Source organism: Faecalicatena faecalis (assembly GCF_012524165.2).
GTDB lineage: Bacteria > Bacillota > Clostridia > Lachnospirales > Lachnospiraceae > Faecalicatena_A > Faecalicatena_A faecalis.
The window spans coordinates 55132-73305 of the sequence record NZ_JABACJ020000018.1; the positions used below are offsets into that span (position 1 = coordinate 55132).

Genomic DNA, 18174 nt, shown 5'->3' on the forward strand with positions numbered 1-18174 from the left:
GCCTCCCTCTAATTCTTTCGTGCAGTCACAGAGACCCATTCGCCCTGATAGGTCACTTCCAGGACTTCCAATCCGGCCCGCTCAACTGCGTCAACGACGGTCTTCTCTTTATCATCAATGATTCCACTGGTAATATAGATACCACCTTTTTTCAACTGATCTACAATCACAGGTGTCAGAGCGACTAAGACATCTGCAAGAATATTAGCCGCAACAATATCATATTTCTCATAACCGACCTTATCCTGAACCTCTTTGTCATCAATGATATTCCCGATCATCACTTCATACTGGTCCGGGTGGATACCGTTCACTTCCATATTCTCATGAGTCGCCTCAATTGCGCACGGATCGAGATCTGTACCGACAGAATGCCCTGCGCCGAATTTCAGGGCAAGCATTCCCAAGATTCCACTGCCACAGCCTACATCCAGAATTTCTGCCCCAGGTGTCACATGTTTCTTAAGCTGGCGGATACACAACTGTGTTGTTTCGTGCATTCCTGTACCAAATGCAGTTCCCGGATCAATATGAATCACCATCTTATCCTCGTCCTCCGGCTTTACATCCTCCCAGGAAGGAATGATCAGGATATCATCCACATAGAATTGGTGGAAATACTGCTTCCAGTTATTCACCCAGTCCACATCCTCCGTCTGAGATTCCTCGATCGTACACTCTCCCACATTCACATAGGAGGACATCTCCTTCAACTCTGCCCGGACATTTGCAAGAATCTGATCTGTCTCATCGCCCTCATCCAGATAAAAGCTCAAATATGCTACGCCGTCATCCGGCTCAGTTACTGGCAGAATATCCACGAACATCTGCTCCTTATCTGCCTGGGTCAGAGGCACCTTGTCCTCAATCTCGACTCCCTCAATCCCAAGGTCCATCAGCATACTGCTTACTATATCCTCAGCCTCTGTAGTCGTTTTTAACCTGAATTTATTCCATTTCATTTTTTCTGCCCTCCTGAAATAATCTTTTTAGTTTCTTTATTACATGAAAATATGCCGGTATCAAAAACAGATCGGCTGCGATCCATGCTAATCCATTTCCCAGACAGACCGCCTTAAATCCGAAAATAGGAACCAATACAAATCCAACAAAGCTCCTTGCGGCCATCTCACATACACCTGCCAGAATCGCAAAACCGCTGAATCCCATCCCCTGAATCAGGAAACGTACAATATTGACCAACGCAAGCAGCATATAGCATACAACTGAGCCCAGTAAGTACATATAAATCTGTCCTAAGAGCTCGGTCTCCCCTTTGTTGATAAATAAAAATGCGATATTCCTGCCCCACATTAGCGCAATTCCCAGCGAAATAACGGAATAGACGCCACCGATGATCACGCAGCTTCTCAGCCCCTGGCTGATCCGGTCCAGCCTCTTCGCACCTACATTCTGTCCGCCATAGGTGGCCATGGTAGAGCCCATCGCATCGAACGGACATGCCAGCAGCATCTGAATCTTGGACCCTGCCGTAACAGCCGCCACAGCCATAGAGCCTAAGGAATTTACCGCTACCTGGAGAATGACACTGCCAATCGCTGTGATGGAATACTGCAGTCCCATCGGAATTCCGATTTTACACAGCGTGCTGACATAAGTCTTTCGCAGGCTCCAGTCCTCCTTTTTTAACCGGAGAATTGGAAAATGCTTAATCATATAGAAAAAGCACAAAATACCGGACACGGCCTGTGAGACAACAGTTGCCCACGCTGCTCCCGCAACTCCCATGTGGAAGACAACGATAAAAAGTACATCCAGAACAATATTCAATAAGGAAGAAATCGTCAGGAACACAACTGGAGTCTTCGCATCTCCCAGGGACCGGATGTAACCTGACAACAGGTTGTAAAGGTATGTTGCAGGAATTCCTGCAAAAATAACTACTATATAGTTGTATGCTCCGTCAATGATATCCGACGGTGTGTTCATGAACTCCAGAATCGGCCGGCACAGTATCACAGTAACGGCCGTCATTACTGCCGCGAACAAGATAGCCAGAAGCGCGCTGTTTCCAACAAATCCTCTCAGCCTCACCTCGTCCTTTGCTCCAAACTTCTGCGCCACTGGAATTGCAAATCCATTGCACACTCCCATACAGAAGCCTATCACGCAGAAATTAATCGATCCCGTTGCTCCCACAGATGCCAATGCATGAACGCCCAGGAATCTGCCAACGATCACGGTATCTGCCATATTGTAAAACTGTTGAAATAAAAAACCAAATATCATAGGCAGGGTAAACTCTAAAATCAGCTTCATAGGGCTGCCCTGCGTCATGTCCTTCATGAGAGACTTTTTCTTTGTGGTATGTTCCATCTTCATGCTCCTTGTAACCAATGAAAATTTCCCCTTCCATTAAGAAGGTCCTGTAAGCAATCCAATGTCAACTATATAACTTTTCCATATCACATGCAAGATTTTTTTGTCCCCGGCAATGAACCGTCTTCTTTTGATTTTAGCGTACTTTCTCTGGGATTGCCAGTATAAACAGAGTAGAAAGCACTAATGCAAAGCCCAGGATATCCATCTTCATGAACTCTGTTCCCAGTGCGACAGCAGCAACTGCGGTGGCCGCAACGGGCTCTACACTGGAGAACAGCCCTGCATATACAGAGCCTGTATATTTCACCGATGTCAGGTAGAAGCAGAACGGAAGAATCGTTCCTACTGTAATAATCATAAGAAAGGCCGCTGCTACCTGCCAGTCTATCACAGCAGAAATGCGCCACGGTCTGACAGCTATCATCAGCACGATTCCTCCTGCAATCATCCCCCACGCGCTCACTGCCTCAGCAGAGAACCGCTTTAAAAGAGGTGCCGGCAGAACTCCATAGAAACAGGTCGTCACAGCTACCATCATTCCTAAGACCAGCCCTTTGGTCGAAATCGTCAGCGTAGAAAAATCTCCATGTGTCGCAACAATTGCAATTCCTGCCGCTGCAGCGCAGACGGATAATACTTCTTTTTTGCTTGGCAATATCCGATGAACAATCGCAAAAAACAGAATCAGGATCGCTGGATTCAGATACTGAAAAATCGTGGCAGTACCTGCATTCATCTCTTGAACCGCAGAAAAAAATGTGAACTGCATCCCCATCATCCCAAGGATTCCAAACAGAACCAAACGGATTCCGTCATTTTTATCCTTCCACACGCTGATGATATCCTGCCCCTTTACCTTCGCATAAATCAGGAGCAGCACTCCGGCTGAAATCAGACGATACGGAACCAGCCATTCGGAGACAATTCCCTTCTTTTCAAATAAAAACTGAGCTGCCGGGCTTGTCACGCCCCAAAGTACGCCCGCCAAAAAAGCGTACATGCAGCCTTTTATCCTTAATTTCCTATCTTGTGTCATTATTAAAAACCCCATGTTTCTAAAGAGGCAGATTCTAATCTGATACCATACCCACAGACCAGCAAACCACCTCTTCATTTTAAATATCCTTATCTTTTAAAGTATTCTTTAATATAATGCTTTAATAACAAACGCAATTTTTTTAATACATTTGCAATCTTTATACTTCTTAATTTTCTTTTTAATTTCTTTAGAAACTAATAATTTTCTTTTTGAATAAATATCGTATATTTATCACTTTTAAATTTATTTTGTCACTTTAAAGTTTCTATTTCATTCTTTTCTTTTTTAGCAATCTGCCCTATTTTTACAGAGTATACTCTTTTTTATCATATTTTTTATTTTTACCTTCATACTTTTCCCATTATGACTTCTTTTTTACCTCATTACCACATTCCCCGGTCAACCCTTTCATAATCTCCAGGCCATGGGGAAGGGAAGCCAGTATGTATTCCAGATTTTCCTTCACAGCTTTAGGACTTCCCGGAAGATTCACGATCAATGTCTCCTTGCGTATCACAGAAGCCCCCCTGCTTAACATTGCACGCGGCGTAATCTGCAGTGACGCATAACGCATCGCTTCTGCAATTCCAGGAGCATTCTTCTCTGCCACCGCAAGTGTCGCCTCCGGTGTGCAGTCCCTCGGCGAGAAGCCAGTCCCCCCTGTCGTCAGAATCAGGTCCATCTTCGCCTCATCGCAGAGCTGAATCAACTTTTCCTCAATCATCTTCTGCTCATCTGGAAGTAAGATCATCTCAACTACTTCATACCCCTCTTCTTCTATCATCTCCTGGATCAACGGTCCGCTCTTATCTTCCCTTTCTCCTGCATATCCTTTATCACTTAATGTAATGACTGCTGTCTTCCATCTTCTTTTCATGATAATATTCTCCACTCTTTCCGCCAGTCTTTCGGCATAAATAAATTTCTTTGATCTCCATGGACTTGTCCAATGCCTTGCACATATCATACACCGTAAGTAATGCCGTACTGACTCCCGTCAGCGCTTCCATCTCCACTCCGGTCTTTCCTGTCACCTTTACCGTGCACCAGCACTGCACTGCATATTCTTCTGGCAGCATCTTAAATGTTACTTTACAATTCGTAATCGGCAGGATATGACACATGGGAATCAATTCCGATGTCCGCTTCGCGCCCATAATTCCCGCTGTCGTTGCAACCCCCAGCACATCTCCTTTGCCTACTACACCTGCACAGATTGCCTCATAGACCTCCTGGTTCACTACGATCTTACCGGTTGCTGTCGCCTCACGGATCGTCTCCCCCTTTTCCGTCACATCTACCATAAATGCCTTTCCATTCTCATCGAAATGTGTTAAACCCATATAAACTTCCTCCCTGTCGTAATCCATATCTATCATTTTATCACACTCAAAATAGGCTGTAAATCAAGTTGTTAGCATTTGGAACTGACATTTGCTATAATATTAAAAACCTATTTGTTTGTCCAAAAAGGTCAAGAAGTTAAATTATAAATTCTAGTATGATTACGATACAAGGCAGGTACATAATATATGGAAAATGAAAAGACCAACAAACGTTTTGCCAAGCTCCCGAACAGGGATACCATTGAGGCAGTACACAATATTCAGAATTATATCCGGCTCCATTTCCAAGATGAGGATTTCAGTGTGGAGAGGGTATGTGTCGAGGCTGGCTATTCCAGGCGGCATGTAGACCGGATGTTTCAGTTTTTTCTGGGACAGCCGCTTAAAGATTATATCAACTCCGTCTACCTGACTCAAAGTGCTAATGAACTGATCGAGAGTGATGCGAGTGTCCTGGATGTTGCACTGAACTGTCATTTCCAGACTCACGAGGGGTTTACCCGTTCGTTTTACCGGAAATTTCATGTGACACCTTCCCAATATCGGAAGACGCAGATTCCTCTTCCGCTGTTTACGCAGTATCCAATCGGACACTATTATGCCCTGCTTGACTATGTACAAAATAAGGAGGATCAGGAAATGAACCAGAACATGAACTTATGTATGATTACCGCAAAAGAAAGACCAAGGAGAAAGCTGATCTATCTCCCAGCTAAAAATGCTGATGACTATTTTTCTTACTGTGAAGAAATGGGGTGTGACTGGGAGGGACTTATGAACAGCATCCCGGAAAAGTACGAATCTGCTGCTTTGATCGAGCTTCCATCCGCACTTGTTCCAGAGGGTTTTTCCAAGACCGCAGTCGGTGTGGAGGTGCCGTTATCTTTTGAAAATCCGCTCCCAGAAGGCTACCGAACTGCAGAACTTGAAGAGTGTATCATGCTCTATTTCCAGAGCGAGCCCTATGAGGATGAGAACGATTTCTGTGCCGCAATTGAAAGCACCTATGCTGCCATCGAAAAATACCGTCCCGAGCAGTATGGCTACCGTTTTGCCTATGATCTGGCCCCCAGCTTCAACTTCGGCGCGGAGGCCGCCACAGGTGCAAGACTTGCAGTTCCGGCTGTAGGAATCTCCTAAGTTTCCTCCGATTGTAGCAGATATTAGCAGTTAGGTCCGTCGATACTCATACATTTCCTATCAAAAGCAATCTGTGACTATCTGTTCAGTGACATGCGCGTCTCACCTATAATCACTTTCCTCAACATCCAGATACACAGGATGTTGGGGATTGCCATAAAGGAATTGAACAGATCCGACACCGTCCACACAACATCCAGCGACATCACAGCTCCCAGATAAACCGCCATAATATAGAGGACCCTGTATGCCAGGATCTTTTGTTTTCCCCAGAGATACTGTACCGCACATTCTCCATAGTAGCTCCATCCGATGATGGTCGCAAAAGCGAACAGAACAAGCGAGACCGACAGCATAAAGCTTCCATCCACGGGAAGCCCGGCAAAGGCCAGAAAACACAGTTGATCGTCCGCTACCCCCTGATAGGCCGCCGGAGTCCTCAGCATACTACTGACAATCGCAATCCCGGTAATTGCACACATCACGACTGTATCCCAGAACGGCCCCGTCATGGAGATGATTCCCTGCTTTACCGGAGAACTGGTCCGGGCCGAGGCTGCTGTCATCGGGATAGAGCCCAGTCCAGCCTCATTCGTGAACAATCCTTTCGAGATTCCCGTTCGCATTCCGGTCATTACTGCCGTTCCTGCGATTCCACCCGCCACAGATTTGGACGAAAAGGCGGACCGTACGATTACCGCTAGTGTCTCTCCCAAAAAGTCTCTGTTGATCCACAAAAGTAGAAGACAGCCTCCCATATAGAAAACACTCATAAATGGAACCAGATATGTACATACCCTGGATATCTGTCTTGCCCCTCCCAGGATCACAATTCCTGCCAGTACTGCGGCCACTGCTCCAATGATCTGTGGTGAGATCCGGTAATTCGCCGTAACTGCCGCACAGATGGAATGAGACTGAACGCTGCTGCCCATCCCAAGAGAGGCAAGGATCGTGCTGAGAGCAAAGATCACTGCCGCACTCTTCTGATGAAGCGCCTTCTCCATCACATACATAGGACCACCCAGGAAAGAGCCGTCCGGCTTTTGCACCCGGTATTTTACTGCCAGAAAACATTCTGCATAACAGGTGGCAATTCCAAACACTCCCGTCACCCAACACCAGAACACTGCGCCTGGTCCCCCAATTGCGATGGCCGCACTGATTCCAATGATATTTCCCGTGCCTATGGTCGCCGCAAGTGCAGTTGCCAGTGCAGAGAAGGGCGAAATCCCCTCATTGCTTTCCTCTGTTTTCGAAAAACTAAGCCGGATTCCCTTCGGTATCTTTCTCTGAATCACTCCAAGACGGAACGTAAAATATAAATGGGTACCCAGAAGGACCACCAGCATCGGCATCCCCCACAGGTACCCATATATTGACTTCATAATCTGCGCAATCGTTTCCATGCCATACTCCGCAATCTGCTTTTCTTCTATATATATGACCGGAGTTTTCATTTTAGCCATCTATCCAGGCTGACTTTTCAGACAGATGTAATCTTCCTATATTCCCTCCTCACTGCAATCAGTAGAACAATACCGGACACCGCGCCCGTGAACAGGAAAGACTGTATCAGCGGGGCAAAATTATAACTGCCCTCTGTCCAGAAATCAATAAAATCACTGCTGATATAGCTCATCGGCAGAAGCGCCGCCATTTTCTGTGCAAATGTAGGAAGCTGGTCCACCTTAATTCCCATCATTCCGCACAGAATCATACTGCCAAAGAAAACCGTCATCATCACGACATAGGCGGCTCCAAATTTCTTGAAAATTGTTGCTACACCGTGAGCCAGTGCAAAATAAATTCCACTCAAAAGGAACAAACAGAGAATCAGGCACAATGCCGAACTCACCCGGGGCGTCTCCATTTCCACAGAAGCATATGCCACCGCTGTATAGATTACAAGTCCGGCTGCCATCACTACGAACTGTGCGATGATCTTCGCCAGCAGCACCGACTTTTCCGGATAACCAAACAGCTTCATCCGAAGCGGAATCTCCTTTTCCAGCTCCTGAGAATAATTGGAGGAATATCCAAGCAGAACAACCGCCATGGGGATCATCAGGGTCATAGTAATAAAAACAGCCGTATTAGCCTGTGAAATAGCTGATTCCGGCACATCAGCCTGAACCGTCTTGATAATAAGAAAGAACATCAGCACAGGAAACACAATTCCAAACATATAGATAAACGGATTTCCCAGTACATTTCTGATTTCATATACAATCAACCTTCTGCCGCATCGTTTCTCAGTCATTTACAGACACCCCGCTTTCATGTTCCTTCGCATAAGCAGCCTTGGCATTCACAGACATGATTTCAATATCACTGCTGCTGCGTTTAAAATTTATATTATTTCGAATCAACAAGCCTGCCAGTTCCTCTTCCTCCGCCTGTTCCCTGCATGCAAGCGCAATCAGGTGTGCCGGCGCCGCAAGCTTTCGGTAAGAAGCCGTCAGTCTTTCGTTTTCCGCATTCGCATCCAGGGTAATGATTGATTCACCACAGTATTTTTGAAACAGTTCCTGCTTCCTGCCATAATCGATCACCCTGCCCTGATCCAGAATCAGAAGATGATCCGCCAGAAGCTCCAACTCCTCATAATAGTGTGACACGATACAGAGTGTGTTGCTTTTCCCTTCATACCACTGCAGCAGCTTTTCCATCAGACGCTGCCTTGTCTCAAAATCCAGTCCTGAGGTCACCTCATCATAAAAGGTAAGAGGTGCATCCTGCATCATCACCATGATGATCGTCAGCCTCTGCTTCTGTCCTCCCGAAAGGGACTTGTATCGCTTTTTCAGGCACTCTTCAAATTCAAAATATTCGATCAGCTCCCTTAATCTCTGATTCGTCTTAATACTGGTATCCAAAATCGTCTCCAGGACATGCCGGACTGACATCGTAGATACATAATGATTAAATTGAAGATGTGCTGCCATATCCTGCGGCTTTAACCTCGTCTCGACCCTTCCTTTATAGGTAGTAAGTCCCAGCAGAGTCTTCACCAGCGTCGTCTTTCCCGCCCCGTTGGAGCCGATGATGCCGATCCGTTCTCCCTCATTGATCCTGATCGGGCGGTCGATTTCAAGTGCCTGGAATTTTCCATAGAACACCTGCAGATTTCTAATCTCCACTAACATCCCTGTTCTCCTCTCATCTTTGATGTCTCCATTCTAACGCTCTCATATGAATTTCATATGAAGATACCGTGTGACCCTATTGAATCTTCCTAGTGAAAACGAAGTATCGTAAGAACTCCTTCTGATGTATCCTCCTTCACATCCATCTGCACATTTTCTATGTGAAGCTGATATCCCAGCACTTCACAGTAATAAGCAGACACGTACAGCCCGAGCCCCTTCCCCTTTTCCCTGGTATTTCCACTGACAAACGGCTCATACACATGGGGCAACATTTCCTCCTCGATATGTGCACCTTCATTCAGAATCCTCACACGATCCTCACATACCTCTAAAAAAATCCTGCCTCCGGGCGGTGTATAGGAGACTGCATTGGAAACCAGATTATCCAGTATCTTCTTTAATAGTTCCCGGTCACTCACCAGCTTGCATGGCACAGTCTTTTTCTCGCTGCTTAATTGCTTTGCCTCTACCTGTACTGCATAAGAAGAAATCACATCATCCATCAAAAGCTCCATATCCACCGGTTCCATCTGCAGATGCTCCGTACAGTGATTCAGATACAGGATATCCTCAACAATCCTCCTCATGGACTGCAACTGTGCCTTTACCTGGGGCAGATAGGTCTTTGTATCCTGATACTTTCCCACCTCCTGTATCATCCCATCCACGAGCAGAAGCGCCGCCGTGACAGGCGTCTTGAGCTGATGAGAGGAGGCACGCAGGAAGACCTCCTGTCGTTTATTCTCCTTCCTGAGAAGCTCATTCTTTTTCTCAAGCTCCTCATAATTTTCCCGGATTCTTGTATAAAGTTCGTTCAGAGACCGCCCCAGCTCTCCGATTTCATCCTTCTCCCGGATTTCAAATGGGGTGACCTCCAGATTCCCGGCAGTCCTGACCTCCTGGGCATAGTGTGCCAGCCGGATCACCGGATTCACGATTTTCCTGGAAAAATACTGGGAACAGATCATCACGATCAGAAAGAGTACCGCCGCAATCATCGGAACACTCCCCAGAACAATCGGCTTGATTTCTTTCATCTGCGGTGTCATGACCGGAAGAAAAGAAATCACGAGAGAATCGGCACTTTTTCCCATCGCAATATATGTGGTATACTGATTGGACTCATCAGAGACGCCTCCCTCAAACACAAAGATATCATCTCCCACCACATGCGTTTTCCCGGTCCCGTCTTTCCGAAACACCTCCGCATCCTGATTTACTTCCACTTTCATATCGATCGGGGACTGCTGATTCAATACTTCCCCCTGACTGATGCCATCTTTCAGAAGATTCCAGTCAATTACTTCAAAATCCTCCTTATCCATATCCTTTATATCCTGAAAGCATTCCCGCACCTGCCCAATGAACTGCACAAGATTCTCATCCTTCACTGTGATATCAGCATGAAATCCCATTCCCGCCACATACAGCACATTCCCGGACATGGGGATCTCCAGAGTCGCCGATCCGGTCGGATTCTGCACCTTTAGTCCCTCGTAGCTGTGGTTCTTCATATATCCCTTCTCCACCTCCACGACCGACTTTAGGTTCTCCTTTTTCATATAATCCACATAAAGGGACGGCAGCATCGTCACGAAATAAATCACAATCAGCCCAATCAGAAGCACAGAAATTCCAATACTGTAAAGAAACGTCTTTTTCGAAAGCTTCATCCTTTATCCCTCCTGTCTGAACTGATATCCGACTCCGATTACCGTCTTGATAAAATTTCCCGGCAGCTTTTTTCGCAGATTCTTTACATGCGCATCGATGATCCTGTCATTTCCGATATAATCCTCGTTAAAAATCCGAAGAATCAACTGTTCCCGCGTGAAGACCCGCCGCGGCTCTTCGTACAGCGTCTCCAGCAGAAGAAACTCACTCAAGGTCAGTTCCAGGGCTGTCCCGTTGAAATAAGCCTGATATCCTTCACGGTCAATCCAGAGTCCCTTCTGTACCGTCTCAAGGGGTCTGACCCTTCTGAAAATCGTTTCCATCCGCTTCAGCAGAATAATCGGCGACACAGGCTTCACCACATAATCATCGGCATACTCGTTAAACGCCTGTACCTGTGTCTGTTCATCTCCCAGGGCCGTCAGCATGATCACTGCCATATCAGGAAAGCGCTTTCTGATAAAGCTCAATACCTCCAGACCGCTGATTTTTGGAACCATGATGTCCAGCACCGCCATGTCAAACACACTCTTCTCCAGCGCCTCTATGGCTTTCTCCCCGTCCGAGACCAGAAAGACCTCGTAATCCTGCATCTTCATATATTCTGCCAGAACCTCCTGGATCACTGGCTCATCCTCTAAAAATAAGATTCGTTTCCTCATAATAAAAAAGACCTCCCGGTATTATGTGTACATTATACCAGAGGCATATGAATTTCGGATGAATTTATCTGTGTTTTCTAATTTGTGCTGGTAGTATGTAACTGTTCACAGGTACGATAGGATACTAATACTCCTCAATTTGAATCTATCTAAAAACATTCTTGTGTACTAATGATTATTGTAATCATCACTCTTGTAAAAAACATTTATGACAAGCATAAAAAATACCCTCCTCACTGGTTTTGTCCAGTAAAGAGGGTACATATCACCCTGTGATGAGAAAGTAAACGGCTATTTCGTAAAATCTTTCACCGGGGCGGGTGAGGTGCATTCACCCTCCGGCTGTCTTGTTAAATATATTATAATCACTCTGAACCTATTTATCAACTCACCAAAAATTCAAAAAACACCATGCCCCAGAGAAATTTATTTTTCTCTGGGCCACGGTGTTTCTGTCTGCATCTTACGCTGAAATCGATGCGGTTGTCTTCTCGAACTGTGAGTTATAAAGTTCTGCATAGAACCCATTCTTCTCAATCAGTTCATCATGGTTGCCCATCTCGACGATATCTCCATCCTTCATGACCAGAATCATATCTGCATCCCGAATAGTCGAAAGTCTGTGTGCAATAACGAAACTGGTCCTTCCCTTCATCAGGGTGTCCATCGCCTTCTGAATCTGAATCTCTGTTCTTGTATCAACGGAACTTGTCGCCTCGTCCAGAATCAGAATCTTCGGATCAGCCAGGATCGCTCTCGCAATCGTAAGCAACTGCTTCTGTCCCTGGGAGACGTTACTTGCCTCCTCGTTCAGTTCCATATCATAGCCGCCCGGAAGCGTCTGCACGAATCTGTGCACACGTGCCGCCTTTGCTGCCTCGATGACTTCCTCATCCGTCGCATCCAGCTTTCCATAGCGGATATTATCCTTAATACTTCCGTGGAACAGCCAGGTATCCTGGAGCACCATGCCGAACATCTGTCTTAATTCACTTCTGTTGAAGTCCTTGACATCGTGTCCATCGATCAGGATTGCTCCCGAATTCACGTCGTAGAAACGCATCAGCAGCTTGATCATGGTCGTCTTACCGGCTCCTGTCGGTCCTACAATGGCAATCTTCTGTCCCTCTTTTACCTTAGCAGAGAAATCATTGATAATGATCTTCTCTGGATTATATCCAAAGTGTACATGGTCGAATTCCACATTTCCCTGCAGTCCTTCTACAGATACCGGATTCGGCACAGTCTGATCCTCTTCCTCTTCTTCGAGGAATTCGAAGACACGCTCAGATGCCGCTGCCGTGGACTGGAGCATATTTGCCACCTGCGCGATCTGCTGGATCGGCTGGGTAAAGTTACGCACATACTGGATAAAGGACTGAATATCTCCGACCTCAATTGCATTCTTGATCGTCAAATATCCTCCCAGAATGGCAACTGCAACATATCCCAGGTTACCGACGAACTGCATGATCGGCATCATCATACCGGAAATAAACTGAGATTTCCATGCAGATTCGTACAGCTTGTTATTCATTTCGTTAAACTCTGTGATTACATCCTTTTCTTTATTAAATGCTTTCACGATATTGTGTCCGCCATAGACCTCTTCCACCTGTCCGTTCACGTGGCCCAGGTATTCCTGCTGTCCACGGAAGTACTTCTGGGAGCGCTTCATGATGATGGAAATCAATCCTACAGAAACCGGCAGGATCAAAAGTGCTACCACAGTCATCAATGGACTGATGGAGAGCATCATCACAAGGACACCAATCAGCGTTGTGACGGAGGTGATCATCTGAGTTGCACTCTGGTTCAGGCTCTGTCCCAACGTATCGATATCGTTGGTCACACGGGAAAGCACCTCACCATGTGTCTTAGTGTCAAAATAATTCATCGGCATGCGATTGATCTTCTGGGAAATCTCTTTCCTCAGCCGATATGTCATCTTCTGAGAAATACCGGTCATGATAAAGCCCTGTACAAATGAGAACAACGCACTTACCACATACAGTCCCAGAGTAAACAAAAGAATCTTTCCGATCTTCGTAAAGTTCATTCCGTCTCCACCAGAGACCTTGCTCACAAGACCGTTAAAAATCTCTGTCGTCGCTTTTCCAAGTATCTTCGGTCCTACAATATTGAAAATCGTACCACCGATTGCAAAAATAAGGACGAAAAACAGCTGAATCTTATATGCTTTCATATAACCGAGCAGCTTCTTTAGTGTGCCCTTTAAATCCTTTGGCTTTTCGCCGGGTGCCATTCCCCTCATCGGGCCGTGGCCGCCCATACCTCTTCTTGGACCTCTACTCATGGCTGTTCTCCTCCTTTCCTTCCATATCTGCTTTTAATTCTTCTTCTGACAGCTGTGATGCTGCTATCTGCTGATAGACCTCACAGTTCTTGAGCAGTTCCTTATGTGTACCAATTCCTGCCACCTGGCCATCATCCAGAACGATGATCTGTTCTGCATGTAAAATCGTACTGATACGTTGTGCAACGATCACCACTGTACTGTCCGCTGTATTTTCCTTCAAAGCCCGGCGAAGTGTCACATCGGTCTTGTAATCCAATGCAGAAAAGCTGTCATCAAAGATAAAGATATCTGGATGATTCGCAATCGCCCTCGCAATTGACAGTCTCTGTTTCTGACCGCCGGAAACATTGGAACCTCCCTGTGAAATGCTGCTCTCATATTTGCTCGGCTTCTCATCAATAAATTCTGTCGCCTGTGCAATCCTTGCAGCCTCGATCATCTCCTCATCGGAGCCGTCTGGATTACCGAACATAATATTAGAAGCAATGTCTCCTGAGAAGAGCACGCCCTTCTGCGGAACATATCCGAGCTTCGCTCTGAGCTCATGCTGTCTGATATCACGGATATCCATGCCGTCCAGAGTAATCTCACCCTCGGTCACATCATAGAATCTCGGAATCAGATTCACCAACGTAGACTTACCACTTCCGGTACTTCCGATGATTGCCGTCGTCTCACCCGGCCGCGCCTCGAATGTAATATCATGCAGTACATCCTCGCTCGCTCCCGGATAACGGAAGGAAACATGGTCGAATTTCAGGACTCCATTTATCTTTTCTGGAAACGCTTTTGGCTCCTTTGGATCATGGATCATTGTCTCACTCTTTAAGACTTCATCCACACGGTCTGCAGACACAGCCGCTCTCGGAAGCATAATGGAAATCATGCACAGCATCAGGAAGCTGAAGATAATCTGCATCGTATACTGGATAAATGCCATCATATCACCGACCTGCATCTGACCATCGCTGATTCCATGTGCACCTGTCCAGACAATCAGTACGGAGATTCCATTCATGATCACCATCATAACAGGCATCATAAAGGTCATGGCACGGTTAACAAATAAGTTGGTCCTTGTCAGATCCCGGTTGGCCATATCAAAACGCTCTTCCTCATGCTTCTCTGTACTAAAAGCGCGGATAACAGACAGACCGGTCAGAATCTCTCTTGTTACCAGGTTCAATTTATCAACTAATTTCTGCAAAATCTTGAACTTCGGCATCGCCACGGTAAAGAGCACCAGGATGACAAGGCCGATCAGTAATACTGCCAGACCGATGATCCAGGACATGGATACGTTGGTGTGGAATACCTTGTAGATTCCACCTATTGCCATAATCGGAGCATACAGTACCATACGCAGCAGCATGACGATCAGCATCTGAATCTGCTGGATATCGTTCGTACTTCTCGTAATCAGGGAAGCCGTTGAGAAGTGGTCGAATTCATTATTGGAGAATCCTACAACCTTTCTGAACACCTGCCCTCTCAAGTCACGTCCTGCTGACGCACCCACACGGGAAGCAATGAAGCCTACCAGAACACTGGCTATCATTCCTAAAAATGCCAGCGCCAGCATCTTGCCTCCGGTGGACAGAATATAGGAGTTCTGGATGTGGTCTGTATCCATCTTCAGATTGCTGTATGCGCTTTTGATGTAAACGGTCGCTGCCTGCTCCACCATCGTCTCAGGCATATCATCCATCTGTTCGCTCATCTTATCAATGACCTCGACGCGCTGTTCCTCTGGAATCATCCCGAACAATTCGAAGATATCTGCATCATCGATTTTCTTTAGCTGCTCATCAATCTTCTTCTGAATCTCTTCTTCGACCTGCTGTACCGCCTGGTCCTGTTGTGCCTGCATCTGGGCAGCCATCTGCGGATTTGCAGCTATTGCGGCTTTCATCTCATCCGACATCTGAGCAGCAGCGGCATCCTCCACCTGCTGTGCGGCAGCTTTCTTCTGTTCATCTGCTGCCTTCTGAATCGAGGACTTCATATTCTCTCTCATAGAATCTTCCATCTTCTTGGTCGTATCACTCCCTGATTCTATGCCGGAAACGAAAAGCATCGGTTTGCCAAGAATCTTAGACACTTTTTCGCTCTTCTTTTCATCCTCTTTTACTTTTTCTTTCAGAACATATACGGCCCCGTCATAATCAAAGCCTGTATCCTTCTTCTTTAATTCGTAGGCGGACTTCACTGTCTTGGTTTCATCTGCATTTACAAATAAAAGCAGTTTGTCCATATCCTTCTGCGCAATCGCATCCGGTATAGATTCGTTGATACCGCCCTGCTGGATTCCGACGTTGACAATGTCAGAAGTATACGCCGGCAGTGACAGGTCACAATACGCCTGCACAATGAGAACTGCCAGAATTGCAATCATTGCTTTCCAGTACATTCCCATATACTTGAATAATTTCTTCATAAATCCCTATCCTTTCCTTTTAGTCTAATCTTTTGCTGTGTCTAATCCTGCTATAAATGCGGTTATGTTACAGGCATTTCCGAGAGATTATCCCGCATCTGGAGCAGAAGGCGCCTCAATAATAGTTTTTCCTCCTGACTCATCCCTTTAAACATCCCTGCATCCATCTTCATTGCTACATCTTTGATATCCTTTAAGCAGGCTTCCCCCTTCTCAGTAATGCTCAGCCTCATGATCCTCTGGTCCTTCTCATCCGGCCTGCGCCTGATATAGCCTTCCTTCTCCATCTTCTGGATCGCGGCAGTAATGGACGGCGGCGTCACATTCAGGTGCTTCGCCATCTCCCTTTGAGAAAGCTCCCCTGCATGGTCCAGCATAAACAGGATTCCCGCCTGGCCCGGTTTTAGATTGAACTTCTCGAACAACTGTGTTGCCTTCTTCATACTCAAGTGCATGATCTGTCCCATAATGCCGACTGTCGGAATCTGCCCCATGTCACAATTCATCCTTAACGCTCCTTTCCTCTGTACTTCGCGTACATCCATATGTTCCTGTCGAAACGGATATTCGAAATCCGCTCTGCCTACTTCTTCAGTATCTTAAAATTAGTTAGATACCTAACGATTATATTAGTAGTATTATATAAAAAAGTCAATATAAAGTGTCAGATTTCACAGTTTTTTAATAATTTCGTCCAAAAAATAATTAAATAGCTAATGATTCAAAAACAGAGCCGACATTTTGGACTAAAACTGGCTTCTCAAAAAGGCTAAGCGGCTGTTCAAAATCTGCTTCTCTCCTTTTTTGATGAGATTTAAATGCCATCCAAAAACGGCTCTGTTTGCATATAAATTTATAGTTCTTCAACGATATCTTTATCTATCTCTTGTTTCTTATTTGTCTTAAATAAGAAGACTGCTCCAATACAGATCGGGAATATGATTGCTGCAAGCAGACCTCCTTTTAATCCCCATTTTCCAACATGGTCGGCCACAATTCCGACCAGACCAGGGCCGGACATACATCCCGCATCTCCTGCCAGGGCCAGAAATGCAAACAGGGCCGTCCCTCCCTGGGTACATTCACGGGCCGCTATACTGAAAGTACCGGGCCACATGATTCCTACCGAAAGACCGCATAAGGCACATCCAAGCAGGCTGACGGTTGGAATTGGAGCAAATACTGCCAGCAGATAGCTGACAATACACAGCATACTGCTCATATACATGAACTTCTCAAGTTTGATCCGTTCCCCGCATTTTCCATAGAAGACCCGGGATACTCCCATCAAAATTGCAAAGGAACATGGTCCTAAAAGATCGCCCATTGTCTTTGAAACATGCAGGCTGCTCTCCGCAAAGAAAGAGGCCCACTGGGACATGGCCTGTTCAGAGGCCCCAGCGCATAACATCAGAACAACAAAAAGCCAGAAGACTCTCATCGTCAGAAGCTTTCGTACCGGAATCCGGTCATCCTCCTCTACTAATACGCGAATCGGGACCTTCATAAAGGCAAAAGCATTCAAAAATGGGACAATTGCCCATATAATAGGAAGATACCGCCAATTCTCCATACCGACCAGATGGAATCCAATCGTCGAGAGAATTACGACCCCCACATGGCCAAAGCAATAGAATGAATGTAGAAGACTCATGGCCTTCTCCTTTTCCCCAGTCGGAGCTGCCTCCACGATTGGACTTGCCAGGACCTCCAACAGTCCTCCTCCGATTGCGTTGAAGAATATCGCTGCCATCAGCCCCAGATATGGGGACGGAAAGAGGAACGGGAAGATTCCCATTCCCACAAGTCCTGCAGCAGCCATAAAATGTGCAAATACCATGCTGAGACGATACCCGATCTTATCCACATATTTCGCCGCCAGCAGATCTACGATCAACTGAATTCCAAAATTCAAAGTAATCAGAAATCCTATTTTCTCAACGGAGATAGAAAACTGTGTTTGGAATGTCAAAAATAAAAGAGGGCCTAAGTTATTTACGATTGCCTGTGTGATAAAGCCCACATAACAGGCATAAATTGTATGTTTGTATGATTTCATCT

The 18174-nt window shown here is 45.9% G+C and carries 15 protein-coding genes; 1 reads left to right on the forward strand and 14 read right to left on the reverse strand.

What is annotated here, in order from left to right; genetic code table 11:
* Positions 1 to 8: 8 nt before the first annotated feature.
* The 5 genes from prmA to moaC all read right to left on the reverse strand — a co-directional run bounded on the left by prmA (position 9) and on the right by moaC (position 4725).
* Positions 9 to 962 (reverse strand): 50S ribosomal protein L11 methyltransferase, encoded by a 954-nt coding sequence (prmA, locus tag HGO97_RS16660; protein ID WP_216243936.1) that lies wholly within the window; start codon positions 960 to 962, stop codon positions 9 to 11.
* On the reverse strand, positions 949 to 2337 hold the full coding sequence (locus tag HGO97_RS16665; protein WP_246597513.1) for an MATE family efflux transporter: 1389 nt from the start codon (positions 2335 to 2337) through the stop codon (positions 949 to 951). Before HGO97_RS16665 ends, prmA begins: the two co-directional genes overlap by 14 nt.
* 139 nt (positions 2338 to 2476) lie before the next feature.
* The gene (locus HGO97_RS16670) at positions 2477 to 3343 is read right to left on the reverse strand and encodes a DMT family transporter (RefSeq protein ID WP_246597515.1); all 867 of its coding nucleotides are present in this window, start codon (positions 3341 to 3343) and stop codon (positions 2477 to 2479) included.
* 400 nt (positions 3344 to 3743) lie between these two features.
* Positions 3744 to 4259 (reverse strand): molybdopterin adenylyltransferase, encoded by a 516-nt coding sequence (gene mog, locus HGO97_RS16675; protein WP_216243943.1) that lies wholly within the window; start codon positions 4257 to 4259, stop codon positions 3744 to 3746.
* Positions 4219 to 4725, reverse strand: a complete 507-nt coding sequence (moaC, locus tag HGO97_RS16680; RefSeq protein ID WP_216243944.1) for a cyclic pyranopterin monophosphate synthase MoaC — start codon at positions 4723 to 4725, stop codon at positions 4219 to 4221. The genes mog and moaC overlap by 41 nt, the downstream gene beginning before the upstream one ends.
* 189 nt (positions 4726 to 4914) lie before the next feature.
* Between moaC and HGO97_RS16685 the strand changes: the two genes are divergently transcribed.
* On the forward strand, positions 4915 to 5868 hold the full coding sequence (locus HGO97_RS16685) for a helix-turn-helix transcriptional regulator (RefSeq protein WP_216243947.1): 954 nt from the start codon (positions 4915 to 4917) through the stop codon (positions 5866 to 5868).
* A 77-nt stretch (positions 5869 to 5945) separates the two neighbouring features.
* Here HGO97_RS16685 and HGO97_RS16690 read toward each other — a convergent pair whose 3' ends face one another.
* The 9 genes from HGO97_RS16690 to HGO97_RS16730 all read right to left on the reverse strand — a co-directional run bounded on the left by HGO97_RS16690 (position 5946) and on the right by HGO97_RS16730 (position 18172).
* Positions 5946 to 7277 (reverse strand): alanine/glycine:cation symporter family protein, encoded by a 1332-nt coding sequence (locus HGO97_RS16690; RefSeq protein ID WP_216244040.1) that lies wholly within the window; start codon positions 7275 to 7277, stop codon positions 5946 to 5948.
* A gap of 77 nt (positions 7278 to 7354) precedes the next feature.
* Positions 7355 to 8131, reverse strand: coding sequence for an ABC transporter permease (locus HGO97_RS16695; protein ID WP_216243949.1), 777 nt, complete (start codon positions 8129 to 8131; stop codon positions 7355 to 7357).
* Positions 8124 to 9017 (reverse strand): ATP-binding cassette domain-containing protein, encoded by an 894-nt coding sequence (locus HGO97_RS16700; protein ID WP_216243951.1) that lies wholly within the window; start codon positions 9015 to 9017, stop codon positions 8124 to 8126. The genes HGO97_RS16695 and HGO97_RS16700 overlap by 8 nt, the downstream gene beginning before the upstream one ends.
* 89 nt (positions 9018 to 9106) lie before the next feature.
* Entirely contained in the window at positions 9107 to 10693 is a 1587-nt protein-coding gene (locus tag HGO97_RS16705) for a sensor histidine kinase (protein WP_216243953.1), read from the reverse strand.
* Between the two features lie 3 nt (positions 10694 to 10696).
* Positions 10697 to 11356 (reverse strand): response regulator transcription factor, encoded by a 660-nt coding sequence (locus HGO97_RS16710; protein ID WP_216243955.1) that lies wholly within the window; start codon positions 11354 to 11356, stop codon positions 10697 to 10699.
* Positions 11357 to 11819: 463 nt separating this feature from the next.
* A complete protein-coding gene (locus tag HGO97_RS16715) occupies positions 11820 to 13673 on the reverse strand; it encodes an ABC transporter ATP-binding protein (RefSeq protein WP_216243957.1) in 1854 nt (617 codons plus the stop codon).
* Positions 13666 to 16113, reverse strand: coding sequence for an ABC transporter ATP-binding protein (locus HGO97_RS16720; RefSeq protein WP_216243959.1), 2448 nt, complete (start codon positions 16111 to 16113; stop codon positions 13666 to 13668). Before HGO97_RS16720 ends, HGO97_RS16715 begins: the two co-directional genes overlap by 8 nt.
* Positions 16114 to 16175: 62 nt before the next feature.
* Positions 16176 to 16658, reverse strand: a complete 483-nt coding sequence (locus HGO97_RS16725) for a MarR family winged helix-turn-helix transcriptional regulator (protein ID WP_246597517.1) — start codon at positions 16656 to 16658, stop codon at positions 16176 to 16178.
* 308 nt (positions 16659 to 16966) lie between these two features.
* On the reverse strand, positions 16967 to 18172 hold the full coding sequence (locus HGO97_RS16730; RefSeq protein WP_216243961.1) for an MFS transporter: 1206 nt from the start codon (positions 18170 to 18172) through the stop codon (positions 16967 to 16969).
* Positions 18173 to 18174 lie beyond the last annotated feature (2 nt).